The sequence below is a fragment of the Devosia sp. 63-57 genome, assembly GCF_001899045.1.
Lineage (GTDB): Bacteria > Pseudomonadota > Alphaproteobacteria > Rhizobiales > Devosiaceae > Devosia > Devosia equisanguinis.
On sequence record NZ_MKUY01000004.1, the window covers coordinates 160,150 to 184,924 of the forward strand.

Consider the following 24,775-nt stretch of genomic DNA (forward strand, 5'->3'; position numbering starts at 1 on the left):
TTCAGGCCTTTTGTCGTGCGGCCCATTCGGCCAGTACGATGCCGCCAATGATGATGCCGGCGGCGATGAAGTGATAGGGCTGCAGGCTTTCTCCCAGGATCAGCACCGAGCCCAGTGTCCCGAAGACCGGGATGAGATTGTGGGTGGGCGCGGCGCGATTGGCGCCCACCAGTTCCACCCCGCGGGCATAGGCGATCTGGCTGACCATCGAGGGAAAGATCGCGATATAGATGATGACGAGCCAGACGGCTGTCGAGGTGCTGCCCAGGCTGGCAATGGCGCCTAGCCCGCCACCGAATAGTGCCAGCATGATGAGCCCGGTGATGGCAGCGCCGGCGAAGGACACGGCCATGAAGCTCATGAGGTGCATTTTGGGGCGGAAGCGCAAACCCAGCGTATAGGCCATATAGGAAATGCAGGCGAGGATGACGAAGCCGTCGCCAAGATTGACGTCGAGGGTGAGCACACGCAGCGGATTGCCGTGGGTGGCGGTCACGAGCACGCCGAAAATGGCCAGCAGCACGCCGATGATCTGCGCGAAGCGGGCGCGGACCCGGAAGATGATGAAATTGGCGCCCAGGATCATCATGGGCAGGGCAGCCTGGACGATGGCGGCGTTGATTCCACTCGTCGTCTGCAGGCCGACATAGAGCAGAACGTTGAAAAAGGCGTAGCCCACCGCGCCATAGGCCATGAGGATCGGCCAGGACTTTCGCACGACGGCCCAGTCCTGGCGCAGATGACTGATCGAGAAGGGCAGGATGAAGAGCGTCGCCAGCACGCAGCGGCTTGCCAGCAGCAGAAAGGGGTCGATTTCCCCGGTTACCATCTTGGCGGCGACGAGATTTCCACCCCAAAAAAGCGGGGCCAGGATCAATAGAAGGTAGGGTTGATCGAGAAAGCGGGCGGTTATGCCGCGATTTTGGTGTGTCTGCGGCTTTGTCATAATGGCTTTGGTGATGTAAGGACAGTTGGACTTACCAGTTATTCGGCCACATTCAAATCAGACAAAGGTGGCTGGGGGGGACGGACGTCCAATTCGAAGGGGCCCGCTGACGCGCGGCCCTATTGTCGCGTTTTCTTGAGGAAGACTGGAATATGGCGAATGTGGTTGTCGTCGGCTCGCAATGGGGCGACGAGGGCAAGGGCAAGATCGTGGATTGGCTTTCGGAGCGCGCCGACGTCGTCGTGCGCTTCCATGGTGGCCACAATGCCGGCCATACGCTGGTCATCGATGGGGTGAGCTACAAGCTGGCGCTGCTGCCGTCGGGCCTCGTGCAGGGCAAGCTCAGCGTCATCGGCAATGGCGTGGTCGTGGATCCGCACCATTTCGTCGCCGAGATGGCCAAGCTGCGTGGCCAGGGCGTTACCATTACCCCCGAGATCCTGCGGATTGCCGATAATGCGCCGTTAATCCTGTCGCTGCATCGCGAGCTGGACGGTATTCGCGAAGACGCCAATTCCGGGCTCAAGATCGGCACGACGCGCCGCGGTATCGGTCCGGCCTATGAGGACAAGGTTGGCCGCCGCGCCATTCGCCTGGTTGATCTTTCCGAACCCGATACGCTGATGCCCAAGATCGAGCGCCTGCTCGCGCACCACAATGCGCTGCGTCGCGGCATCGGCCTGGCGGAAATCGCTGCCGACACGATCTATGAAGAGCTGACCTCGATCGCCGGGGAAATCCTGCCGTTCATGGATCAGGTCTGGCGCGTGCTCGACGATAAGCGCCGTGAAGGCGCGCGCATCCTGTTCGAAGGCGCCCAGGGTGCGCTGCTCGACAACGATCACGGCACCTATCCGTTCGTAACCTCCTCCAACACCGTGGCCGGCCAGGCCGCCGCCGGCTCGGGTCTCGGCCCCACTGCCATCGGTTATGTGCTGGGGATCACCAAGGCCTATACGACCCGCGTCGGCGAAGGCCCGTTTCCTTGCGAGCTCGATGACGAGATCGGTAAGCATCTGGCGACGGTGGGCAAGGAAGTGGGCGTCAATACCGGCCGTCCGCGCCGCTGCGGCTGGTTCGATGCCGTCTTGGTGCGCCAGACGGTCAAGACCTCGGGGATTACCGGCATTGCACTGACCAAGCTCGACGTGCTCGATGGCCTCAAGGAGATCAAGGTGTGCGTCGGCTATGAGCTCGACGGATCACGGATTGATTATTTGCCTGCCTCAATGGGGGCACAAGCGCGGGTTAAGCCGATTTACGAGACGCTGGAAGGCTGGTCGGAGACCACGGCAGGCGCGCGCAGCTGGGCCGAACTGCCGGCGCAGGCCGTCAAGTATGTCCGCTATATCGAAGAGCTGATCGGCGCTCCGGTAGCGCTATTGTCCACCAGTCCCGAACGTGCCGACACCATTCTTGTGGTTGACCCGTTCCAAGACTGAAAAATTTTGCTACAAGACGTCGCTGCAATTGTGAGTACCAAGTAACCAATGGCGGACTACAAGGAGCTGTTGCGCCGTGCGATTACGGCGCTGCCGGAGAACAACGGGGCCGCGCGTCGCGCGGTTTATGAGAAGGCACGCACGGCCCTGGTCGGGCAGTTGCGCGCCATCCAGCCGCCGTTGCCGGCGCGTGAAATCACGCAACATCGCCTGCAATTGGAAGATTGTATCCGCCAGGTCGAGCAAGAGGCCAGCGAAGCCGTGATCATGTTGGGGCGGGACACCGCCCCAATTCCGCGCGAGCCGCTCATTCCGGTGGCGCCAGTTCCCAAACCCGCGCCTGCGCCACAGGCCGCCGCGCCGGTGGTCACCCCCCAGCCGCAATTCACACCGCCGCCCAAGCCGGTGCAGGTGCAAGCCCCGATGCCCGTCGCGGCAGTCCCGGTGGAGCCGGAAATCGATGAGCCGGTTCCGGAACCGGTCTCCATCGAGGACATTATCGGGGAAGCAGCCGAGGCCAGTGGCGCCGCGGTCGAGGCCGTCGAGCCCGATCTGGTAACGGCTGAACCCCTGCCGCCGCCGGTGGTGGCAAAGCCGAGCCAGACACCGCAGCGCCCCGATCTTCGCACCGTGGAGCCGACCCCGCTCAAATCTCCGTCCTTTACCGCCCGTCGTGACAGTCCCGCGCCGCTGGCGGCCAATTCCGACTTTGTTGCCCCCGCAAGCCTGCCGCGGATCGAGCCCGGCCTGGGTGCCACGGCGCTGGCGCGCCAGCCGCAGGTGCAGCCGGTCGCCATCGAACCGGTCTTGCCAGTGGAACCGGCGCTTTCGAGTGTGCGCGAGGTCGATCTGGAAGATGACGCCCGCGAAGCCGAAGGCGTGATCGAACGGGCGATCGAGACGCTGGATCGGGAAGCTCGTGGCGAAGCAACCGAGGCGCTTCCCGATCGGTCTGAAACCCGCGCCGCTGGCGCGCTCGATGGCGATGCCAGCGACGACAGCGGCTTTGCCACCGTGGGTGCCGAGCAGCGCTCGGGCGCCGGTGTGACCATTTTCCTCGTGGTTTTCGCGCTGTTGCTGGTTGGTGTCGGCGGTGCCGGCTTCTGGGCGTGGCGCGAGGGCTATGTCGATCTTGACCAGATGTTCGGCCGCGCCCAGACCACGACGACGCAAACCGCACAGAATGTCGAGACGCCCAATACGCCTTCGATGGACGCAATGACCACTGCGCCGGGCACAACCGGTGAAGAGGCTGTGGGCCCCGGCAACACCGCCACCACGGTGACGCAGGAGCCGACCAACGCGCTCGAAGGACTCGAGACCGAAGATCGGTTGGAGCCGACGCCTGAGGCCGTGGTTCCGAGTGGTAGCGAGACCGTGCTGCCATCGATCAACAGCAATGGCGAAGCCAAGACCGAAGAGCGGCTGTCCGGGCAGGACACCAGTATTGCGGCGACCAACGACCCCAGTGCCAGCGTTGATCCATCCGTGCTTGCCGGTAGTCAGTCGCTGCTGCTCGAAGCCTCGACCGATGGTCGCGGCGGCGCGGTGCCGTTCTCGGGCACCGTGGACTGGAGCGAAGGCGTCGACGAGATCGGCCTGCCGACACTGGTTGCCGAGGCCAATATCCCGGCACGCAATCTCAAGGTGTCGCTGACCATTCGCAAGAATTCCGATCCGAGCCTGCCGGCCAGCCATTTGATGGAAGTCACCTTCGACGTCTCCGATACCTTTATCGGCGGCTCGATCTCGACGCTGGCTGGCGTGCTGCTCAAGGATGAGGAACTGGTGCCGGGCACGGCGCTGGTCGGCGCTTCAGCGCGCGTTGTCGGCAATTCCTTCCTCTTCGCGCTCAGCACCAGCGGCGACGATGTGACCAACAATACCCAATTGCTGTCGTCGCGGCGCTGGATCGACCTGGCCATTGTCTATGGCACCGGCCGCAATGCCATCCTGACCCTGGAAAAGGATGATGAGGCGGAGGCGCTGTTCCAGCAGGCGTTTGCCGCCTGGAACCCGTAAGCAAAGCGATCAGGCGGCGATGAGCCGCCCGTCACTCAAGCGATAATGGCGCTGGGCCAGAGCAGCGATGTCGTCGGCATGGTGACTGACGAGCACTGTGTGCCAGCCATGGCGGCGGGTCAGTTCGGCCACGAGATCGCGCGTCGTGCGCCGCGTCTCATCGTCCAGTGCCGAAAACGGCTCGTCGAGCAGCAGGACGGGCCGGTCACGCAGCAATGTGCGCGCCAGGGCCACACGCTGCTTTTGACCGCCTGACAGTGTGGATGCCGGTTTGTCGGCAAACTCGCCCAGCCCTACCTCCGCAAGAGCGGCGCGGACCTTTTCTTTTCCCGTGCCCTTGTCGATGCCCTTGGGCATGCCAAGCGCCACGTTATCGGCGGCGGTGAGGTGATCGAAGAGATTGTCCGCCTGCAGCAGCAGCGAGACCGGCCGCTTTTCCGGCGGCAGGACGGCGATGTTGGTGCCGTCGAGCAAGAGCGTTCCGGCACTTGGGGAAAGAAAGCCGGCCAATAGATCGAGCAATGTCGATTTTCCGGAGCCACTGGCGCCGGAAATGGCGGTGACCTCGCCGGCCTCGGCGCTCAGACTGAAATGGTAGGGACTGGTTTGGCCGGGATGGGCGAAGACCAGATCATCGGCGCGGAGCATGGGCGATCCTTTCGATGAGACGGGGAAGGCCGACAAAGGCGGTGATGGTGCCGATGAGCAGGAGTGCGGCAATGGCGGCGGCATCGTTGTTGCGATAGGCGCCGAGCGCGCGGAACATCATCAGCGGCAGGGTTTGGAAATCCTGGGTGCCGAACAAGGCGATGACGCCGAGGTCGCCGAGCGAGAAGCAGAAGGCGAGCGCCAGCATCAGCCCGATATCACGGCCGAGCAGGGGGTATTCGATGGTGAGGAATTGCTTGTAGCCATCAATCCCCAGCGACCGGATCAGCTTGCCACGGCTGCGCACGATTGCGTCGAGTGGAGGGCCAAGCGTGGCGATGGCGAAGGGCAGGGCGAGCAGGCTATTGGCGAAGACCACGACGAAGGGGGCAGCAACGCCGGTCGACATGCCCATTTGACGCACCAGAAGGAAAAATCCCAGCGACAGCACCACTGCCGGCACGGCCAGATAGGCATAGGCCGGGGCGCCGAGCACGGTGCGCAGGGCCGGCGTCGCGGCGGCGCTGCGTCCCAGGGCCAGGGCGAGGGACAGCAGCAGGGTGAGGAGCGCGGAAGCGGTGCCGATGAGAAGGCTGGTTAGGGTGGCGCGCCAGAAGCTCGGCTGGGCCAGAACCCGGCCGAAGCCTCCCGCCATTCCATCGATCAATACCGACAGCAGCGGCAGGAGGAAGGCGACTGTGCCCAGGATCAGCACCAGCCACTGCAGCAGTCGCGCCACACCCATATCGCGCCAGGCGGGCTGGGCGGAGCGGCCGAGGGCCGCGGGAACCGGCGTAAGAGCCGAGGCGAGCAGGATGACGACGGCGCAGACGGCAATCTGGGTCAGCGCCAGGCGCACCGCGCCGGTAAGGTCAAAATCGAGCCGGACGGCGGAATAGATGGCCACTTCCAGCGTCTGGTTGGCGGGGCCGCCGCCGAGCAGCAGCACGATGGGGAAGCTGGTGAAAGCGAGGAGGAAGATGATAGCGCCCAATCCGGGCAGGCTGCCGCGCAAAGCGGGCCAGTCAATGAGGCGGAAGCGGTGCCAGGCCGACAATGCAAGTGACTGCCCGACTTTCAGCCGGTTGGCGGGAATGGCGTCGAGGCGGGCGAGCAGAATGCGCGCCGCAAAGGCGCCATCGAGAATGACATGGGCGAGCAGGATGCCCGAAAGCCCATAGGCGGGGCTATCGATGCTGACGCCGAACAGCGATTGGCTCAGCTGGTTGATCCAGCCATTGCGCCCCCAGATGGAGATGAGCCCGAAGGCCACCACCATGCCGGGGGTGACGATGGCGGCAGCAAAGAGGCCGACGACCAGGTCGCGCCCGACGAAACGCAGGCGATTGAGCGACCAGGCGATGGCGGTGCCGACGCCGAGCGACAGCACGGTGGTGAGGGTAGCCTGGATGGAGGTCATGCGCAGAAGGTGCGGGATATCGATGCGCGAGGTGCCGGCGCTATCGCCGGCGGCAGCAAGGATAGCCCAGAGCACGGCGGCGATGAGCCCGGCGATGAATAGTGACAAGGCCGTGGCGGCGGCGATGCGATAGGGGCGATGGGGAAGTGTCGGCATGGTGCTCACGTGCCACCTCCTGACAAACTTTTCGTGCGGAAACTGCGCCTCCCCTACAATGATGGGGAGGCGCGAAGCTTGGCTTTGCAGGCGCGAGACCCCCGCTCTACTGCACCGACGCCAGCATCTCGTCGATCCAGGCGGCGGAATTGGCCGTTATCTCCTGTTCGGGGATGGTCAGCGTCTTTTCCGGCTGCGGCAGGGTGGCGAAAGCTGGATCGAGATCGGCGCCGAGATCGATCACCGGGAACATCCAGTTGGTGGTCGGGATCACTTTCTGGCCCTCGGGCGAGGTGAGGTAGGCAAGGAATTGCCGCGCCAGGTCCTGCTGGTCCGAGGATTTCAGGATGCCTGCCACTTCAATCTGCGGAAAATGGCCTTCGCTGAACAGCGCCGCCTTGATGGTGTCGTCGCCGTCCTCGATGATGTGGTAGGCGGGTGAAGTGGTGTAGGAGAGCACCATGTCGACTTCGCCATTGAGGAACAGCGAATAGCTCTCGCTCCACTCTCGCGTGATGGTGAGAATATGTGGCTTGAGACCGGCCCAGATTTCCGGGGCGCGCTCGCCATAGGCGGCCTTGACCCAGAGCAAGAGGCCGAGGCCCGGCGTGGCCGAACGGGGATCCTGGATCGCGATCTTGACCGTATCCGGCAGTGCAATCAGCTCTTCGAACGAAGCCGGCGGCACCGCCATGGTGTCGGTGTCGTGCATGAAGGCGAAGTGCGAAAAGTCGAAGGGCACGAACTGCGCATCGGTCCAGGTCTCGGGCAGTGCCAGATGGCTGAGATCGAGACCATGATCGGCAAACAGGCCGGTGGCACGGGCTTCCCCGGCAATGGCAGTGTCAAGGCCGAGCAGGATATCTGCCTCGGTGCTTGGGCCTTCAAGTTGGGCGCGGCGCAGCGTGCCGATGGAGCTGTCGGCGGCCACCCAGTTCACGGTGCAATTGCAGGTGGCCTCGAACCCCTGCTTGAGCTTGGGGCCGGGGCCCCATTCGGCGGCAAAGCCGTCATAGGTGTAGATGGTGAGCGTCGGACGGTCTTGTGACAATGCGGGCGCTGCGGACAATCCGGCAACGAGGACCGCAAGCGCCAGTGTCAAGGATTTTGCCATGGTCGGCTTCCCTTCAATGGTCTGCGGCCATGGGTGAAGGGATCTTGTCAATGGAGAGGATGCGCGAGATGCACCCTTGCCATCTCGAACTTCCTCCGCCAGCATGACCTGGTTCAGGTTCTATGGGTAACTCTCAGCTCCGGCGGTAACCGGAACACCCCAGCGAGACGGTGCGGACCATATTGAGAGAATGCCGAGAGTGCAATCCCCCTCCCTGAACGACGAATCGCCGCTTCCCCTCACCTTCGATCAACCGGTCGCTATTGTGGGCGGTGGGACGGTCGATAATGCGCTGCTGCAGGACCTCTACCAGCGCGACATGGTACTGATCGGTGCCGATGGCGGCGCCGATGCCATTGCTGCTGCCGGACTGGTGCCAGCGGCGATCATCGGTGACCTCGATTCGCTGCAGGATCGGACCGGCTGGGAAAGCCGCAGCCGCGTCGTCCACATACCCGAGCAAATCACGACCGATTTCCAGAAGGCGCTCTATTCCACGCGGGCGCCGGTGACGCTGGCGCTCGGCATGACCGGTAAGCGGCTTGATCATACGCTGGCAGCGCTGAGCGCGGTCTTGCAGGTGGCGCCTGACCGGCATGTGCTGCTGGTGGACGAGGTCGATGTGGCGTTGGCGGTGGTTGGACCCTTTGCCTTCGAGGCCGACCGGCGCGAGCGCGTCTCGGTGCATCCCCTGCTGCCGATCCGCTTCCGCCGATCGCTGGGCCTGTTCTATCCGCTCGATGGCCTCTTCCTTGAGCCCGGTGGCCTGCTGGGCACGTCCAATGAGGGCTCGGGTGGACGCGTTGAAATCGTGCCGGCCGATGCCACGCCCTGGCTGCTGATCCTTGGGCGCGCGCGGCTTTACGACTTGATCGATGCCTGTCTCTTGGCCGGAAAGCCTTGAGCGGCCTGCGCCGAGCCGGGGATTACCCGGCTTCGGCAAGGCGGAATTGCAGGCGGGCCAACTCTGCATAGCGGCCGCCCTTGGCGACCAATTGGTCATGGGTGCCCTGGTCGATGATCTGGCCATCGTCGAGCACCAGAATAGTGTTGGCGTCGCGGATGGTGGCGAGGCGATGGGCGATCACCAGCGTGGTACGCCCTGCCATCAGATGTTCGAGGGCCAGTTGCACCAGGTGCTCGCTCTGCGCGTCGAGTGCCGAGGTGGCCTCGTCGAGCAGGAGGATAGGGGCATTTTTGATGATGGCGCGGGCAATGGCGAGGCGCTGCTTTTGTCCACCAGAGAGCATGACCCCGCGCTCGCCAACGACGGTGTCATATCCCATGGGGAGATCGGAGACGAAGTCATCCACCAGGGCGGCCTTGGCAGCGGCGATGACCTCGGACATGTCGGCGCCGGGTTTGCCGAAACGGATATTGTCAGCAATGGTGCCGGCAAAGATCACCGGCTCCTGCTCGACATAGGCAAAACGCTGCCGCAGATCCTGTTGGCGCACCTTTCGGATATCGATGCCGTCGACGCGGATCGTCCCCGAAGTAACATCGTAAAAGCGTTGTAGCAGCGCCAGCGTGGTGGATTTGCCGGAGCCGGAGGGGCCCACGAGCGCAACGGTCTCCCCCTTGGAGACGGAGAAGTTGAGGCTCTTGAGTACCTTTTCCCCATTGGGTCCGGCATAGGAGAAATCCACATTGTCGAACTGGACGGTGCCTGGTGAGGGCGTAGGCAGGGGGACCGGCTGGGCGGGGTCGTTGATCTCGGCATCGGTATCGAGAATCTCCATCAGCCGTTCGGTAGAGCCGGCTACGGTCTGCAGCGTGCCCAGGACTTCGGAGACGTTGGTCAGGGCGCCCGAAGCCATCAGCGCATAGACAAGGAACTGGGCCAGCTGCCCGGCCGTCACCGAGCCGTCGAACACGGCGCGGGCGCCCCACCAAACGAGGCCAACCAGGGCGCTGGTGCCGAGGAACATGACCAGCGCCACGAGAAGCGAGCGGGCACCGAGCCGACGGACTTCGGCGCGATAGCTGGCTTCGCTGTGGCTGTCGTAAATGCCGGACTGTACCTGTTCCTGGGTGAAGGCCTTCACTGTGCGCGTGGCCCCCAGCATTTCGGTGGCCATCGCCGAGAGATCGGCCAGCGCATCCTGGGTCTTGCGCGACATGCCGCGCAGGCGGCGGCCATATAGAATGACCGGGACAAGTATGGCTGGCACGGCGATGACCACAGCCAAGGTCAGCACAGGGCTGGTCAGAATCATCATCACCAGCGCGCCGATGATGGTGACCATGGAGCGCAGGGCGAGCGAGAAGCTGGAGCCGACAGCGCCACGAATGACAGCGACGTCGCCATTGAGGCGGCTGGTCAGTTCACCAACGCGGTGATTGTCGAAATAGCGGGTGTCGAGCGCCAGGAGATGGGTGAACACGGCCTGCCGCAGATCGGCAAGAACGCGTTCGCCGACCACGGAGATAAAGTAGAAGCGCGCGCCGCTGCCAATGGCCATGACCGCGGCGATAGCGATGATGATGAAGCCGTAGCGGCCGACATTTTCGAGGTTCTCGGCCAGAAACCCTTCGTCGATGGCCCCACCCATGAGCGCCGGGATCGCCAGAGAGGAAATGGTCGAGACCAGCATGAACAGTAGAGTCAGGCTCAACCGCACTGGATAGGCGAGCATGAAGGGCAATAGACGCCGCAGTGGTCTCAGGCGGCGCGGCGCCTGGGTGACCTCGTCCACGATCTTTTCGGGGTCGGACGTGGCCGACACGGCCTGGTCTGTCATGCTGGGATTGCGCCGTATTTGTTGCTGGGCCCGGCGGGCTGCCGGCGATCGTCACCATATAGGTGTTGCGATCGGGGCGGGCAACTGCGCGGGGCGCGGTAAAATTGCCGCTCCCATGCCCTTGCGGTCGGGGCCTGCTTGTTGTAGGAAGCCCGCCAATACCAGATTTCTGCTCTCCGGGCGCTGCGGCGCCCGTTTGATTTGAGGCGCGCCATGAAGAGTGACATCCATCCCGACTACCACATGATCAACGTGGTCATGACTGACGGCACCACCTACCAGACCAAGTCCACTTGGGGTAAGGAAGGCGAAACGCTGCAGCTCGATATCGACCCGAAGACTCATCCCGCCTGGACCGGCGGCACGGGCCAGCTGATGGACCGCGGTGGCCGTGTCTCGCGCTTCAAGGAGCGCTTCAAGGGCCTGGGCCTCTAAGGCATCTGGACAATCTATTACAAAAGCCCGGCCATTGCGCCGGGCTTTTTTGTTGGAGCGGGTGCCATGGCCTTCGTCATTTTTCTGGGGGCGGCCGTCTTTGAAATCATCGGCTGCTATCTGATCTGGCTCGCGGTGCGCCAAGGGCAGCTCTGGATGTGGGTACCGGCGCTTGCGGCCCTTGGATTTTTCGGTCTGTTGCTGGCCCTGAGCGGCATGGACAGCGCCGGACGCGCTTTCGCGCTTTATGGCGGCATCTACATCCTGGCTTCGGTGCTCTTCATGATGGGCGTGGAGGGGATCAGGCCGGATCGCTGGGACATGATCGGCGCCGGTCTCGCCATTGCCGGTGCCGCCGTGATCTTCCTCGCGCCGCGCGGGGCGTGACGGGGATCAGTCGACGCGGTTGAAGGCGGCCTTGAGGCGAGCGAGCTGGTCGGCAATGCCATTGGCATTGTTGGGGCCGGTCTGTTCGGGCACGTCGCCGCGTTCCAGCGCATCGAGCTGCATCACCCGGGCAAAGAGCCGGTCGCCGCGGTCGATATAGTCGCGCAGGCGTTCAGGCAGGAGGTCATAGCCCGGGCCGCCGCGCTGCGACGGCGTGGCCGAGAACTTGACCTTCTCCTTTTCGGAGCGGGCATTTTCGCGGCTGATCTCGCCTTCGTTGACGGCGCGCTGCAGCAGCAGCCAGGAGGCCAGCTGCATGAGACGGGTAGTGAGGCGCATGGATTCGGTGGCGTAGAGGAAGCCGGCCTCGCGCGGCAGGATGCGGCTTTCGGCCCGTCCCTCCGCGTCAAGATAGGCAGCGACCGTTTCGATCAAGGCCATGCCTTCGCGATAGAGCATGTCGAACCCGCCCGACGCCACAATGCGCGGACCGATCGAAACTGCCTGTCGTGTATCCCCGAACTCGGCCACGTGACCTCCAGTGTTGGGGCCATGCTATGCGCAAAGCCCGCCCGCGTCATCCGTTGCCACTCAGTATTCTAAAAATCTGGTTTAAGATTGGCCGCCAACCCAAAGGCCAAAAAAGAAAAAGAGCCGCAAAATTTACGGCTCTCGAAGTTAACAGGGAGGCGTCAAACAGAGGGAGAAACCACTCTGCAAAATTCAGAAAATCTGAATACCATGACCTTACCGCGAAAAGCTTAATTGGAGCTTAACGTGAAGCGATCTCTTAACCCTGATGCCTGATCGCGGAAAATCGGGGTGAGGTAAGGACCGGCACTGTTCAGAGCCATGCCTGTTGTCGACGGCGTCGCATGGCCAGAACCTGCCGCATGAACAGCAGGACCGGCTCGCTGTGCCAGGCCTGTTCCAGGACATCGCGCGGCGCCCGCAGCGGATGATGGATTGCCTCACGCTCGGGCGCAGCTTCAAGTTCGGCGGTGAGGACGTAGAACCCCGACAGCAACAGCAGCGCCGCTATGGCAAACAGATTCCATTCCATGTGGCGACGCCCCCCGATGCCTGAAGTCTCACCCACTAAGGCCGTGGCGACAACAAGCGAAGGTTTACCAGTCGTTAAGACTAACGGTGCTGGTTAACTGCGCCGGACTAAAACTTGAAGGCGGCTTCAGCGGCCTGGCGGCTCTTGTCCTTGGCGGCGATGGCCTGGCGCAGGCGCTCGATCTCGGTTTCAAGCAAACCGATGCGGTCGTCGAGTTCTTCCACGGACAGGGCGTCGAGCAGCATGCCGATCTCATGGGTCTTCCTGGGTTTCGGATCTTCATCTAGCATGGGCCGCTCCATTCGTTCTGGGGCTGTCGCATTTGGGGCAGACAACTTGTCTCAGCTTAGCCGAGCGGGCTTGTCGAACAAGCCGCCTTGGACGATTCTGGTTCACATGATCCTTCCTCACGACATGACCTATATCGACATCTCCACATCAGGTGGTCCGGAGGTCTTGGTGCCGCAGCGCACCACCCTGCCTGAGGTCGGCGCAGAGGCAGTGCTGATCCGGATCGCCGCTGCCGGCGTCAATGGTCCGGACCTGGCGCAGCGGCGCGGCCAATATGCGCCGCCGCCCGGTGCTTCCCCGATTCCCGGCCTTGAAGTGGCTGGAGATGTCGTGGCGTCGGGCGCGGCGGTCAAAGGCTGGTCGATCGGCGACCGGGTGATGGCTCTCACCAATGGCGGAGGCTATGCCGAATATGTGGCGGTGCCGCAGGGCCAGGTGCTGCCTGTGCCGGCCGGCTGGCGCTATGCGGAGGCGGCGGCGCTACCCGAGACCTGGTTTACGGTGACCCAGACCCTGGTAATGCGGGCCGGCGTCGCGCCTGGCATGTTCGTTCTGGTCCATGGCGGCGCAGGCGGCATTGGCGGCGCCGCCATCCAGATAGTGACGCTCCTGGGCGCCAAGGCCATTGCGGTGGTGTCGGACTCCGCCAAGTTCGACTATTGCCTGGGGTTAGGGGCAATCGCGGTGATCGATCGCACCGCTGACGACATTGTCGAGCGGGTGAAGGCGATAACGGGCGGGCACGGGGCCGACCGCATAGTCGATATAGTTGGCGGAGACATGGCAGCGGTCAATGTCGCGGCGGCGGCGCGCGGTGGCCATATCGTGCAGATATCGACGCTGGAAGGGGGGGCGGCCAATGTGCCTTTGCGGCAGATGATGGCCAAGGACCTGACGCTTTCCGGCTCGACCTTGCGGCCGCAAAGCGCTGCGGTGAAGGCGGCTATTGCGACCCGTCTTGCCAGCGACCTGCTGCCCAGGCTTGGCAGCGGCGCCGGCGTCCGCCCGGCTGTCACCACCTTCCCGCTCGAGGCAGCGTCCGAAGCGCATTGGGTTATGGAAGGGCGCGGGCATCGCGGCAAACTGGTGCTGCTCACGGCCTTCGGCATGACGGAAAACGCGATATAAACATTGCGGATCGACCCGCAAAACCTTATATTGTGCGCAGTTCCCCCTCAGCATTTGGCCAAGAGGCGGAGCGGTCCGGAGGAAAACCGGCCGCGCCAGCAGGAGAAATTTAACCATGTCCCAGACCCTTCTGATGCCCAAGGCAACCGCCGTCTGGCTGGTGGACAATACGGCCCTGTCGTTCGAACAGATTGCTGCCTTCTGCACGCTGCACCCGCTGGAGGTGCAGGGCATTGCCGATGGTGACGTCGCCAGCGGCATTATGGGTGCCAACCCGATCCAGAACGGTCAGCTGACCAAGGAAGAGATCGAAAAGGCCGAAGGCAATCCGAATTACCGCATGAAGCTGAGCGAGCCGAAGGTGCGCGTGGCTGCCGTCAAGCGCAAGGGTCCGCGCTATACGCCGATTTCGCGCCGCAACGAGCGCCCCAATGCCATCAAGTGGCTGGTGCGCAACCATCCCGAACTCAAGGATGCGCAGATCATGCGGCTGGTGGGCACCACCAAGTCGACCATTGAATCAGTGCGGGAGAATTCGCACTGGAACGCTGCCAATCTCACTGCCATGGACCCGGTGACGCTGGGCCTTTGCAGCCAGATCGATCTCGATCTCGAAGTGAAGCGCGCCAGCAAGGATGCGCCGGCCCAGGCCGAGCTCAATGAAGGCACGACGCTGCTCACCGCCGAAGAAGCGCTGGCACGCGCCGGTGGCCGTGGGCATGAGCACATGTCCGAGGACGGCGGGGATGGCTTCGAGCCTTCGCATGATCGTCGTCAGGACGATTTCGACGCCGACTCGGTGTTTGCCAAGCTCAAGTCGCTCAAGACCGACGCTGCCGACGAAGAATAGGCCGCGCTTTCGCAGGCAAAGAGATGAAATCCCCGCCTCGTGGCGGGGATTTTTGTTTGCGGTGGCGCAAGTCCGGCGGCAGAAATCGCCCTCGGAAGAGTGTCGCGACAATAGGGCCGCTTGAGCGAGAGGCGTTTTCGGACTAGATGCGGGACAGGAGAATGCCATGTCCAGCCGGCCGAGAACGCTGACCAGAGAGTTCGGCACCGCCCTTGCGGTGCTGGCGGTCTATGTTCTGACGCTGCTGGCGCCGCTGCACCAGGCTGCCGGCTTGCAACGCGATCTCGCCGCGCTCGGCTATGAAACCCAAGGTAGCTGGTCGGTCTGCGCACCCCTCGTGGATGACGGCGAGGGCAGCCCTCGCGCGCTGGTGCAGGTCAAGTGTCCGGCTTCTGGCGTGGGCAAGAACGAGCTCTTGGCGGTTCTGCCGGCTGCCATTGTGATCGCGCCGCGGCTCGATACAGCCGTCGTGCTGGCGTTTATGGATGCGCCGCACCTCGCCTCGGGCCCCGAAAACCGGGCGGGGCGATCCCGGGCGCCACCCGTTCTCGCCTGATCGACGATCTTCGCGGCTGCTGCGCCGCTCGTTTCCGACCAACTCCAAGTGTTCTGCGTCCCCGCATCCTAGGGACGCCTTCAGCACATTCGTATCGAACAGGATTGACCCATGCTTACCCGTATTCCCGCTTTTGCTGCCGCTCTGCTTCTGACGCTTGTTCCGATTGCCCCGAGCCTGGCCGAAGACGCCCAGCCGCCTGCAGCGCATCATCATGAGGCCGCCATCACTGTCGGCACGCTCAAGATCGAAAATCCCTTCACCCGCGCGACCCTGCCCAATGCTCCTGTCGGCGGCGGCTTTCTGACCATCACCAATAAGGGAAGCGAGGATGATCGGCTGGTCAGCGTCAGCACCGATATTGCCAAGGAAAGCCAGATCCACGAAATGGCCATGTCCGGTGATGTCATGAAGATGCGCCAGCTTGCCGATGGACTGGTGATTCCGGCCGGCGAGACCGTCGTCCTCGAGCCCGGTGGTTTCCACCTGATGTTCATGGGCCTTTCGGCGGCCATCGCCGAGGGCGAAGCGGTGCCGGTGACGCTGGTGTTCGAAAAGGCCGGCAGCGTGACGGTCGACTTCATCGCCGCCGGCAGCGCTGCCAGCGCGCCCGCAATGTCGCACGCCCATTGAAAGGCCCAATCATGACCTATCTGGCGCATCTGCGCACTGTGCTGTGGACACTGGTTGTGGTGGCCGCTCTTTCCGCCACGGGCCTCTATGTCTACGCCAATACCCGCCCGCAGCCGACCGGTGGGCTCGGCTCAGGCGACTACCAACTAGTCACCGCTTCGGGCACGCCGTTTACGCGCGAAAGCCTCAATGGCAGCCCGTCACTGGTCTTTTTCGGCTTCACCCATTGCCCGGATGTGTGTCCGACGACGCTGGCCGAGATCACCTCCTGGTATGAGGCGCTCGGTGACGAAGCCAAGGATCTGAAGGCCTATTTCGTCACCGTCGACCCGGAGCGCGACACCGCCGAAATCGTCGGCGACTATGTCGCCTGGACCGGCCATGTGACCGGTGTCACGGGCTCGCTTTCCGAGGTGGAGAAGGCGGCCCGCGCCTGGGCGGTCTATTATGAGAAGGTGCCGATCGAGGGGGGTGACTACACCATGGATCACACTGCCTCTGTGTTCCTGCTCGATGCCAAGGGCGACTTCCAGGGCACCATTGCCTATCGCGAGGACTCCAAGGTCGCTCTGGAAAAGCTGCGCAAGCTGCTCGGCTGAGGGAGACGGTCCCGCGCGCTCAGCTTGTCCGCGGGCGCTCATTGACGAAACAGACATGGCCTCCGGCGATCGGCGCCGGGGGCTATCGTCGCTGCTGCGTCGCGATACGTTGTTTTAAGCCTTGTTTGCTTACATAATCCTCCTGATGAGCAGAGCGGATCGTCTATCCGCCGATCGATGCCTGGGATGGATTGCGTGTGACTTTGGCCGGCAGCAGCAAGACGCGAAAAGACGATCCGCAATATTCGGCGCGGTTGAATTTTCTCTACAAGCTGCCGATCCTTGCCGTCGTCTTTCTGGCTTTCATCTGGTCACTGATATTTGCCTGGATGGGCACCTGGCCTCTGGCCCTGGGCCAGTTCTTCCTTGCTCTCGTATGCCTTTATGGCTGGCGCCTTGCCGACAGGGGGCATCTGTCCCCGGCGCTGCTGATGTCGCAGGCCGTGTTCTTTATCATGCTGGTGGTGCTTTGCCTCGTCTATGACGTGCCAAGCGCTGAGGTGCCGCGTGTGTCCCACATTTTCCTGCTCGGCGTCGCTCTGGTCGGCTATATCAACTACAAGCGCCAGCGCTCCAGGCTGCAGTTGGCAATGATCGCGACCAGTCTGGCGACCTTTGTCGTCTTCTCGTCCAGCGCGCATGCTTTGCCCTTCGCGGAGCCTATTCCCGATAGTATTCGGGTCTATGGTGCCTGGATCAACAGCATGATCGCCACCGGTATCCTGGCGACGGGCACCTATGTCTTTCAGGCAGAGGTGCGGCGTGACGATCAGGTGGTGCGGGACCTGGAGGCGGCACTGTGGAGTGGCGATCTCAGGCTCTATTTTCAGCCACAGGTGAGCATCGACGGCACGATCATCGGTGCAGAGGCGCTGTTGCGCTGGCAGCATGCCGAGCGTGGTCTGGTGCCGCCAAACGAGTTCATCCCCATTGCCGAACATGCCGGGCTGATGGGGAAAATCGGCTATTGGGTGCTGCAGCAGGCCTGCCGGACCCTGGCGGATTGGCAGCGACATCCGGAAACCGCCGAACTCACCTTGTCGGTCAATGTCAGCGCCAGCCAGTTCCTGGAGGACGAGTTCGAGCAGTCTGTGCTCAATCTGGTGTCGACCTTCGACATCGATGCGACCAAGCTCAAGATCGAACTGACCGAGAGCGTTATGGTGGCCAATACCGAGCAGGTGGTGGCCAAGATGCATGTGTTGCGCGCCGCCGGCATCGGCATGGCGCTGGACGATTTTGGTACCGGCTATTCATCCCTGGGCTATCTGAGACGACTACCCCTGACCCAACTCAAGATCGACCGCAGCTTCGTTCAGGACGTCACCGAGGGCGAGCGCAACGCGGCGCTGGTGCGCAGCATCATCCAGATCGGTCGCGACCTCGACCTGACTATCCTGGCCGAGGGGGTTGAAACGCGCGAGCAATTGCAATGGCTCGACGATGGCGGCTGCGACGAATATCAGGGCTATCTCTTCGGCAAACCGATGCCGATCGAAGGATTCGAGGCCGCCCTCAGTGAACAGGTACGCCAGGCGGCCGGCTGAATCCTCCTCAGAATGGTAAGACGCCGTTCAACTCATCCTCGACATGCGCCCTGACGATGTCGTCGAAGCCGATATCGGCGGTAAAGCCGAGTTCGCTGGCACGTCGTGCGTCAAAATTCTGCGGCCAGCCCGCTACCATGCGCGCGATAGTCTCGTCGGGCTGGCGACGAATTAAGGCAGTGGCACGTGGGCCGGCAATGCGCTCAAGCGCGGCGATTTCGTCTGCCACAGTGGCGCTGAGGCCCGGCATGGTCAAGTTGCGGCGCTGGCCCAGAGGGCCCGTGTCGATCTCGGCGGCGTGCAGGAGGAAGCCGATAGCGGCGCGCGGGCTGGCAAACCAGTGCCGCACATTGTCATCGACCGGGAGGATCGCCTCCTGGCCATTGAGCGGTTCGCGCAAAATGCCCGAGAAAAAGCCGGAGGCGGCCTTGTTGGGCTTGCCGGGTCGCACGGTGATGGTGGGCAAGCGAATGCCGACGCCGTCAAGAAAACCGCGGCGCGAATAGTCAGCCAGCAGCAATTCGCAGATCGCTTTTTGGGTGCCGTAGCTCGTCAGAGGGGTGTGGATCTGATCATCCGGAATGGCCGGCGGCAGCGGTTCGCCGAAGACAGCGATGGACGAGGTGAAGACGAGGCGAGGGCAATATGGCTGTTGGCGTCCAGCCCTTCGAATGGCTTCAAGCAAGTGGCGCGTGCCATCGAGATTGATGCGATAGCCCTTGTCGAAATCGGCCTCAGCTTCGCCCGAAACGACGGCGGCCAGGTGAAAGATCAGGTCGGGGTGGTCGGCGAGAAGCGTGTCTGCGGTTCCGGGCTGGGAAAGATCGACTGCCAGCGATTGTTGGGAGACCGGGCCGGCAATTGTGGGCGGTGGCACGATATCGGCAAGCGTCAGGCGGTCGATGGGATGGCCGCCGACATTTTCATTAGCCACCAATGCCGTGGCGAGCTTCTGCCCAATCATGCCCGCAGCGCCGATAATCAGAATATGCATTCGAACCCCCAAATTGCCGTCGGCCATGCGGGAATAAGATGATCATGCTGCGATGGGCAATGTCCAGTGATGGCCAAGGCTTGCAAGCATGCAGAAACAAGATCGGCGCCCCAAGGGAGCGCCGATCCAAAGACTGAGAGGGTGGTGGCGCCTTGCGCCGCCGTCCTTAGTTGAAGCGGTAGCGGAGCGTGCCGCGTACTTCGTGGACCCAGTTGTTGTCGGCCCAGACGTGGTTGGGTACGGCAGCGCTGTTGCTGAGCTGGGCGATGTAGACGCCGCGATAGCCGACATCGGCAACGACGGAGCCGAAATCATAGCCGACGCCGACCATGCCCGCCGCTGCGAAGCTGGTATTGCTGCCCGAGGGAACGACGACGCCAGCTGGAGCGGAAACGTCAACCTGGTTGTAGGCGAGGCCGGCGCCGGCGCCGACATAGCCGAAGGCACCGCCGGCGGCACCATAACCGTACTGACCGCCTTCCAGCGAGAAGTCGTAGTAGACGTTGGCCAGGGCCAGGGTGGAACGCAGGTTGACCGTGTAGTCACCGGCGCGGGCACCATAGGCCGGGCCCTTGGTGACCTTGAGGCCATTATTGGCCAGGTAATCGACGGTGGCGTCGAAGCGCAGGCCAGTGCCGGTTTCATAACCGAAGCCGGCGCCGACGCTATAGCCGTAGCCCATGTTGACGAAGGGGAACTGTGTCACCACGAGGCCGCCACAGGGGGCAAGGCACTCATAGGCGTTGGCTTCCTTGCTCCACAGCATGTTGCCGGCGGCGCTGCCGCGCAGATAGAAGGCGCCGGACACGCCATAGTCCACATCGGGAACTTCGATCACCGGCGGATAGAAGGGAAGATCGGCGGCCACCACAGGGCCGGCGAAAGCGGCGGCGCCTGCCGCCATGATCGCAGCGAAAAGCTTGCGCATGATTGGGTCCTTTGATTGCCTCGACACCCTTGGTCTCCGGCAATATGGCCCAGATTTCTTAAATCTAGCTTAACCCTAAGACTTAACCCTAACGGACCAAGATAATCTGTGCGAGATGCACCGATCATTGCCCTGGGGCAAGCAAGTCGGGTCAGGCGACGTCGATGATTGCCGCTTCAACCTGGCGCACGACGGTCTCGACCATCGTGGCGTCGTCGGCTTCGCCCATGATGCGGATCACCGGCTCGGTGCCGGAGGGACGCACCACCATGCGACCGGTGGTCCCCAGCGTTGCCTCGGCGTCGGCGATGGCCTGACGCACCAGCTTGTGCTCCAACGGCTTGCCGGACTTGAAGCGGACATTGCGCAGCAGTTGCGGCACCTTGTCGAAGCGGGCGCAGATTTCGGAGACCGGTCGGTCCTGCTGCTTGAGCACAGCCAGCAATTGCAGGGCCGCGACCAGACCGTCGCCGGTGGTGGTAAAATCTGAGAGGATGATGTGGCCGGACTGCTCGCCGCCGACATTGAAGCCCTTGGCACGCATGGCCTCGAGCACATAGCGGTCGCCCACCTGGGTGCGCTCCAGCGTCAGCCCAAGACCGCCGAGATAGCGTTCGAGGCCGAGATTGCTCATGATGGTGGCGACAATACCGCCGCCCTGAAGCATTTCCCGTTCCAGCCAGCTCTGGGCGATTACGGCCATGAACTGGTCGCCGTCGACGACATTGCCCTTTTCGTCGATGATGATCACCCGATCGGCATCGCCATCGAGCGCAATGCCGATATCGGCGCGCACTTCCTTCACCTTGGCGGCAACGGCGTCTGGGGCGGTGGAGCCGACCTTGTGGTTGATGTTGTAGCCGTCGGGCGTGACGCCGATGGTCACGACATCGGCGCCCAGTTCCCATAGCGCCAGCGGGGCGACCTTATAGGCCGCGCCATTGGCGCAATCGAGCACGATGCGCAGGCCCGAGAGGTCGACATTCCGCGGCAGTGTGCGCTTGGCATATTCGACATAGCGCGTGCGGGCTTCCTCATCGCGATGGGCGCGGCCGATGCTCATGCCATGGGCGAGAAGCTTGGCGCTGTCGGAATCGATCAGCTGTTCGATCTCGGCTTCAACCTCGTCGGAGAGCTTGTAGCCGTCCGGACGGAAGAACTTGATGCCGTTATCGTCATAGGGATTGTGCGAGGCGGAGATCATCACGCCGAGATCGGCGCGCAGCGAGCGGGTGAGCATAGCGACAGCTGGCGTCGGCATCGGCCCGAGGAAGTAGACATCCATGCCCACGGCGGTGAAGCCGGCGCCCAGTGCACTTTCCAGCATATAGCCGGAACGGCGTGTGTCCTTGCCGATAACCACGCGGTTGCGATGTTCGCCGCGGACGAACTTGGTGCCGGCGGCCATGCCGACCTTCATCGCCAGTTCGGGGGTGAGCTTGTCGCCATTGGCGAGCCCGCGAATGCCGTCGGTGCCGAAATATTTCCTGGCCATGATTCGTCCCCGCAAAAGGTCTGCTTGCGCTAATACCACTTTGGGGCGGAATAGCGGAGATGGCGGCAAAGAGAAAGGGCCACCGTGAGGTGACCCTTAATGTGTGATGCGTCAGCTTTCTGGCTGGGGTTCCATGCCGGGCTCGGGCGGGGCATCGGGACGCTTCTTGCCCGCCTTGCCCGCAGAGGGGACGCCGGTCGCCTTGGGCGATGCCGGGCCGTTGTCGTCAGGACGCACGGGCTGCTTGCCATCCATCAGGGCGCGCAATTCGTCGCCGGTCAGCGTCTCGTATTCGAGCAGGGCCTGGGCGATCGCCTCCCACTGGTCGTGGTAGGTGGTCAGGATATCGCGGGCCGAAGCTTCGCCATCCTCGATCAGCTTGCGCACTTCCTGGTCGATGATGCGCGCGGTGTCGTCGCTCATATTGGTGGACTGCGTCACCGAGTGACCAAGGAACACTTCCTGGTCGTTGCTCTTGTAGCGGACGCGGCCGAGCTTTTCGCTCATACCCCATTCCATCACCATGGAGCGGGCAAGACTCGTGGCCATCTGGATATCGCCAGAGGCGCCCGAGGTGACCTTTTCCGGACCGAACTTGATAATCTCGGCTTCGCGGCCACCGAACAGCATGGTGAGACGGGCCAGAGCCTTCTCACGGCTGAACGAATAGCTGTCCGTCTCGGGCAGGGTCATCACCATGCCCAAGGCGCGTCCGCGCGGGATGATGGTGGCCTTGTGGATCGGATCGATGCCGGCAACCTTGAGCGCGATGATGGCGTGACCGGCTTCGTGATAGGCGGTCAGCTTCTTCTCGTCGTCGGTCATGGCCATGGTGCGGCGCTCTGCGCCCATCATGATCTTGTCCTTGGCGTCTTCGAACTCCTGGTGGGTGACGAAGCGCTTGTTGCGCCGCGCCGCCATCAGGGCCGCTTCGTTGACGAGGTTCATCAGGTCGGCGCCGGAGAAACCGGGGGTACCACGGGCCAGAACCTTGAGATCGACGTCGGGCGCAAGCGGAACCTTGCGGACGTGAACCTTGAGCACCTTTTCGCGGCCGGCCACGTCCGGGTTCGGAACGACGACCTGGCGGTCGAAACGGCCGGGACGCAGCAGAGCGGGATCAAGCACGTCGGGGCGGTTGGTCGCGGCGATCAGAATGATGCCTTCATTGGCTTCAAAGCCATCCATCTCGACCAGAAGCTGGTTGAGCGTCTGCTCGCGTTCGTCGTTACCGCCGCCGAGACCGGCACCACGCTGGCGACCGACGGCGTCGATTTCGTCGATGAAGATGATGCAGGGCGCGTTCTTCTTGGCCTGCTCGAACATGTCGCGGACGCGGGACGCGCCGACACCGACGAACATTTCCACAAAGTCAGAACCGGAAATGGTGAAGAAGGGCACATTGGCTTCGCCGGCGACCGAACGGGCGAGCAGCGTCTTACCGGTACCCGGAGGGCCGACCAGCAGCACGCCACGCGGAATACGACCGCCCAAGCGCTGGAACTTGCCGGGATCGCGCAGGAATTCGACGATTTCCTCAAGGTCCTGCTTGGCTTCGTCGACGCCGGCGACGTCCTCGAAGGTTACCTTGCCCTGAGTTTCCGTCAGCAGCTTGGCGCGCGACTTGCCGAAGCCCATGGCGCCGCCACGACCGCCGCCCTGCATCTGGCGGATGAAGAAGAACCACACGCCGATGATGACGAGGAAGGGCAGCCAGCTGGAGAGCAGGATGGACCAGAACGGGCTCGATTCGGGGGCGCGCGCCGTGATGTTCACATTGCGGTCTTCGAGCTTGGTTATGACGTCGGCGCCATCGGGAATAATGGTCTCGAAACGGCTGCCGTCATTGAGCACGCCGGAGACGACATTATTAGTAATGGTCACGTTGGAGACGCGGCCCGATTCAATATCGGTCACGAACTGGCTGTAACTCTTGTCTGCGACCGAAACGGAGCGCGTGGACGACTGAAAGACCTGGAACAGGCCCATCAGCATAAAGAGAATAACCAGCCAGATGGCAAAGTTGCGGAAATTTCCGTTCATCAATCCTGTCCCGGAGGGGCCGACACGCCATGCGGCGGCATTTGGGGCGAATGTAAGTCCCCCAATGGGGCGTTACAAGGGCAAGACCTCTAGCGTTCCGGCCTTGCCGTCCAGTCATATTGTCGCGACGGGTTAATGAGCTGTCATGCCGCTGCAGCGTCACGCAGCCTGGGCGACGTCGAACTTGGACTCAAGAATAGTGCGGTCGAAAGGCTTTAGCATATAGTCGTCGGCCCCGGCCCGGAGCGCCATGGCAATGGCGCCGACATCGTTCTCTGTGGTGCAGTAAATGACGCGCGGTTTCTCGCCGCCAATATAGGTGCGCAGTAGCTTGATAAATTCGAGGCCGCTCATGATCGGCATGTTCCAGTCGAGCAGAATGGCATCGGGCATGGCCTGACGACATTTGTCGATCGCTTCCTGACCGTCTTCGGCCTCGTCGACGACATAGTCCAGATCTTCCAGAAGGCGGCGCGCCACTTTGCGCACCACGCTGGAATCATCGACGATCAGGCAGCTCCGCATGAGCATTGGTCCGGGAACAGTGTGCACAATGCCCGCAATTATGGAGGCGAAGTGGTTGGTGAATAGTTAGCGTTGCCGCAACTACTCTGCCGCTTCCTCAGTCTTTTCTGCCGGTTTCGGGGTGGCGGTGAAGAAGAACTGGTCATTCTCGATACCGATCGCGATCTCCATGTCGGTCATGCGGGCGAGAACGCCGGTATAGAAGGGCTGGATGCCGCGCGCGTCGACGAAGCCTTCATCGGGGATGCCGGAGAGAAGCCCGGCCGAGCCGGACGGGATCAGCGTCTTCTGGCGTTTTTCGGGATCGCTCTTGGAGGTGAACTCGAACTTTTCCTCGCCGGCAGGTCCGGTGATCGAGGCCGTAACCTGGCCGCCGCGCGGCACCGAACCAGCCGCGATCAGCAGCATGTTCATGAACAGCTTGGCCTTGTGCTTGGGCAAAAGGATGAGCGGCACATTCCATTCGAGGTCGGCCTTTTCGATCTCGAACAGGATGCGCGCGACGCGCTCGCATTCGCGCGTGTCGATATCGGTGCCTGACGTCGAGGAGGCGCCATAAGCGAGGCGGGCGAACTCCAGCTTGGCGCGGCTCTGCTTGGCGGCGCTGGCGATCAGGTCGCGTGCGCCTTCGGCCATTTCGGTCTGGCCCGGGTCGGTCAGAACTTCAAGACCATTGCCGATGGCGCCGATGGGATTGATGAGGTCATGGCAAACCCGTGAGCAGAGCATCGCAGCCAGATCGGTTGCCTTGAGCTCGATGATTTCGGCCATGGTGGTTCTCTCCGTGCGGCCGCCGGTCGGCGGGGAAT

General features: G+C 62.8%; 25 protein-coding genes and 1 riboswitch. Of the genes, 11 read left to right on the forward strand and 14 right to left on the reverse strand.

The genetic code is table 11. From position 1 onward, the window contains the following. Position 1 precedes the first annotated feature (1 nt). The gene (locus tag BGO80_RS05950) at positions 2-946 is read right to left on the reverse strand and encodes a DMT family transporter (protein ID WP_286719927.1); all 945 of its coding nucleotides are present in this window, start codon (positions 944-946) and stop codon (positions 2-4) included. A 152-nt stretch (positions 947-1,098) separates the two neighbouring features. Between BGO80_RS05950 and BGO80_RS05955 the strand changes: the two genes are divergently transcribed. Then, entirely contained in the window at positions 1,099-2,388 is a 1,290-nt protein-coding gene (locus BGO80_RS05955; protein WP_126149943.1) for an adenylosuccinate synthase, read from the forward strand. A 48-nt stretch (positions 2,389-2,436) separates the two neighbouring features. Beyond that, positions 2,437-4,410 carry a hypothetical protein gene (locus tag BGO80_RS05960; protein WP_286719930.1) on the forward strand — a complete coding sequence of 658 codons (1,974 nt, stop codon included), beginning with the start codon at positions 2,437-2,439 and terminating at the stop codon, positions 4,408-4,410. Positions 4,411-4,419: 9 nt separating this feature from the next. Here the strand turns inward: BGO80_RS05960 and BGO80_RS05965 are convergent, their stop codons facing one another. The 3 genes from BGO80_RS05965 to thiB all read right to left on the reverse strand — a co-directional run bounded on the left by BGO80_RS05965 (position 4,420) and on the right by thiB (position 7,748). Beyond that, entirely contained in the window at positions 4,420-5,058 is a 639-nt protein-coding gene (locus tag BGO80_RS05965; protein ID WP_286719933.1) for an ATP-binding cassette domain-containing protein, read from the reverse strand. After that, positions 5,042-6,643 (reverse strand): ABC transporter permease family protein, encoded by a 1,602-nt coding sequence (locus tag BGO80_RS05970; protein ID WP_286719936.1) that lies wholly within the window; start codon positions 6,641-6,643, stop codon positions 5,042-5,044. Before BGO80_RS05970 ends, BGO80_RS05965 begins: the two co-directional genes overlap by 17 nt. Positions 6,644-6,740: 97 nt before the next feature. Then, positions 6,741-7,748, reverse strand: coding sequence for a thiamine ABC transporter substrate binding subunit (gene thiB / locus BGO80_RS05975; protein ID WP_286719939.1), 1,008 nt, complete (start codon positions 7,746-7,748; stop codon positions 6,741-6,743). Between the two features lie 71 nt (positions 7,749-7,819). Further along, positions 7,820-7,920: riboswitch (TPP riboswitch) on the reverse strand. Positions 7,921-7,947: 27 nt separating this feature from the next. Between thiB and BGO80_RS05980 the strand changes: the two genes are divergently transcribed. Then, a complete protein-coding gene (locus BGO80_RS05980; protein ID WP_286719942.1) occupies positions 7,948-8,652 on the forward strand; it encodes a thiamine diphosphokinase in 705 nt (234 codons plus the stop codon). Between the two features lie 22 nt (positions 8,653-8,674). On the opposite strand, the gene BGO80_RS05985 is transcribed toward BGO80_RS05980, so the two are convergent. Next, a complete protein-coding gene (locus BGO80_RS05985) occupies positions 8,675-10,492 on the reverse strand; it encodes an ABC transporter ATP-binding protein (RefSeq protein WP_286719945.1) in 1,818 nt (605 codons plus the stop codon). A 213-nt stretch (positions 10,493-10,705) separates the two neighbouring features. Between BGO80_RS05985 and rpmE the strand changes: the two genes are divergently transcribed. After that, positions 10,706-10,927 carry a 50S ribosomal protein L31 gene (gene rpmE, locus BGO80_RS05990; RefSeq protein ID WP_126149938.1) on the forward strand — a complete coding sequence of 74 codons (222 nt, stop codon included), beginning with the start codon at positions 10,706-10,708 and terminating at the stop codon, positions 10,925-10,927. A 66-nt stretch (positions 10,928-10,993) separates the two neighbouring features. After that, positions 10,994-11,314 (forward strand): YnfA family protein, encoded by a 321-nt coding sequence (locus tag BGO80_RS05995; RefSeq protein WP_126149937.1) that lies wholly within the window; start codon positions 10,994-10,996, stop codon positions 11,312-11,314. Positions 11,315-11,320: 6 nt separating this feature from the next. Here the strand turns inward: BGO80_RS05995 and rcdA are convergent, their stop codons facing one another. From rcdA to BGO80_RS06010, 3 genes are all read right to left on the reverse strand, one after another. Then, positions 11,321-11,845 carry a protease adaptor protein RcdA gene (gene rcdA, locus BGO80_RS06000; RefSeq protein WP_223214137.1) on the reverse strand — a complete coding sequence of 175 codons (525 nt, stop codon included), beginning with the start codon at positions 11,843-11,845 and terminating at the stop codon, positions 11,321-11,323. Between the two features lie 313 nt (positions 11,846-12,158). Further along, the gene (locus BGO80_RS06005; protein ID WP_286719951.1) at positions 12,159-12,377 is read right to left on the reverse strand and encodes a hypothetical protein; all 219 of its coding nucleotides are present in this window, start codon (positions 12,375-12,377) and stop codon (positions 12,159-12,161) included. A 107-nt stretch (positions 12,378-12,484) separates the two neighbouring features. After that, a complete protein-coding gene (locus BGO80_RS06010; RefSeq protein WP_286719953.1) occupies positions 12,485-12,667 on the reverse strand; it encodes a DUF1192 domain-containing protein in 183 nt (60 codons plus the stop codon). Positions 12,668-12,773: 106 nt separating this feature from the next. Between BGO80_RS06010 and BGO80_RS06015 the strand changes: the two genes are divergently transcribed. The 6 genes from BGO80_RS06015 (at position 12,774) to BGO80_RS06040 (ending at position 17,981) form a co-directional block, all read left to right on the forward strand. Beyond that, entirely contained in the window at positions 12,774-13,796 is a 1,023-nt protein-coding gene (locus BGO80_RS06015; RefSeq protein ID WP_286719956.1) for an NAD(P)H-quinone oxidoreductase, read from the forward strand. Positions 13,797-13,911: 115 nt separating this feature from the next. Further along, positions 13,912-14,646: a DUF1013 domain-containing protein gene (locus BGO80_RS06020; protein ID WP_286719957.1), complete on the forward strand. Its 735-nt coding sequence runs from the start codon at positions 13,912-13,914 to the stop codon at positions 14,644-14,646. 166 nt (positions 14,647-14,812) lie between these two features. After that, on the forward strand, positions 14,813-15,202 hold the full coding sequence (locus BGO80_RS06025) for a hypothetical protein (RefSeq protein ID WP_286719959.1): 390 nt from the start codon (positions 14,813-14,815) through the stop codon (positions 15,200-15,202). Positions 15,203-15,313: 111 nt separating this feature from the next. Continuing rightward, on the forward strand, positions 15,314-15,835 hold the full coding sequence (locus BGO80_RS06030; protein ID WP_286719961.1) for a copper chaperone PCu(A)C: 522 nt from the start codon (positions 15,314-15,316) through the stop codon (positions 15,833-15,835). Between the two features lie 11 nt (positions 15,836-15,846). Further along, entirely contained in the window at positions 15,847-16,434 is a 588-nt protein-coding gene (locus BGO80_RS06035; protein ID WP_286719964.1) for an SCO family protein, read from the forward strand. A 197-nt stretch (positions 16,435-16,631) separates the two neighbouring features. Continuing rightward, positions 16,632-17,981, forward strand: coding sequence for a putative bifunctional diguanylate cyclase/phosphodiesterase (locus BGO80_RS06040; protein ID WP_286719967.1), 1,350 nt, complete (start codon positions 16,632-16,634; stop codon positions 17,979-17,981). Positions 17,982-17,988: 7 nt separating this feature from the next. Here the strand turns inward: BGO80_RS06040 and denD are convergent, their stop codons facing one another. The 6 genes from denD to chpT form a co-directional block, all read right to left on the reverse strand. After that, a complete protein-coding gene (gene denD, locus BGO80_RS06045) occupies positions 17,989-18,975 on the reverse strand; it encodes a D-erythronate dehydrogenase (protein WP_126149929.1) in 987 nt (328 codons plus the stop codon). Positions 18,976-19,141: 166 nt separating this feature from the next. Then, a complete protein-coding gene (locus tag BGO80_RS06050; protein WP_286719970.1) occupies positions 19,142-19,903 on the reverse strand; it encodes a hypothetical protein in 762 nt (253 codons plus the stop codon). Positions 19,904-20,054: 151 nt separating this feature from the next. Next, complete coding sequence (gene glmM, locus BGO80_RS06055) at positions 20,055-21,398, reverse strand: phosphoglucosamine mutase (RefSeq protein ID WP_286719973.1); 1,344 nt, start codon at positions 21,396-21,398, stop codon at positions 20,055-20,057. Between the two features lie 111 nt (positions 21,399-21,509). Continuing rightward, the gene (gene ftsH / locus BGO80_RS06060; RefSeq protein ID WP_126149926.1) at positions 21,510-23,441 is read right to left on the reverse strand and encodes an ATP-dependent zinc metalloprotease FtsH; all 1,932 of its coding nucleotides are present in this window, start codon (positions 23,439-23,441) and stop codon (positions 21,510-21,512) included. A 159-nt stretch (positions 23,442-23,600) separates the two neighbouring features. Beyond that, positions 23,601-23,966 carry a response regulator gene (locus tag BGO80_RS06065; protein ID WP_126149925.1) on the reverse strand — a complete coding sequence of 122 codons (366 nt, stop codon included), beginning with the start codon at positions 23,964-23,966 and terminating at the stop codon, positions 23,601-23,603. Between the two features lie 81 nt (positions 23,967-24,047). After that, positions 24,048-24,737 (reverse strand): histidine phosphotransferase ChpT, encoded by a 690-nt coding sequence (gene chpT, locus BGO80_RS06070; RefSeq protein WP_126149924.1) that lies wholly within the window; start codon positions 24,735-24,737, stop codon positions 24,048-24,050. Positions 24,738-24,775: the final 38 nt, after the last annotated feature.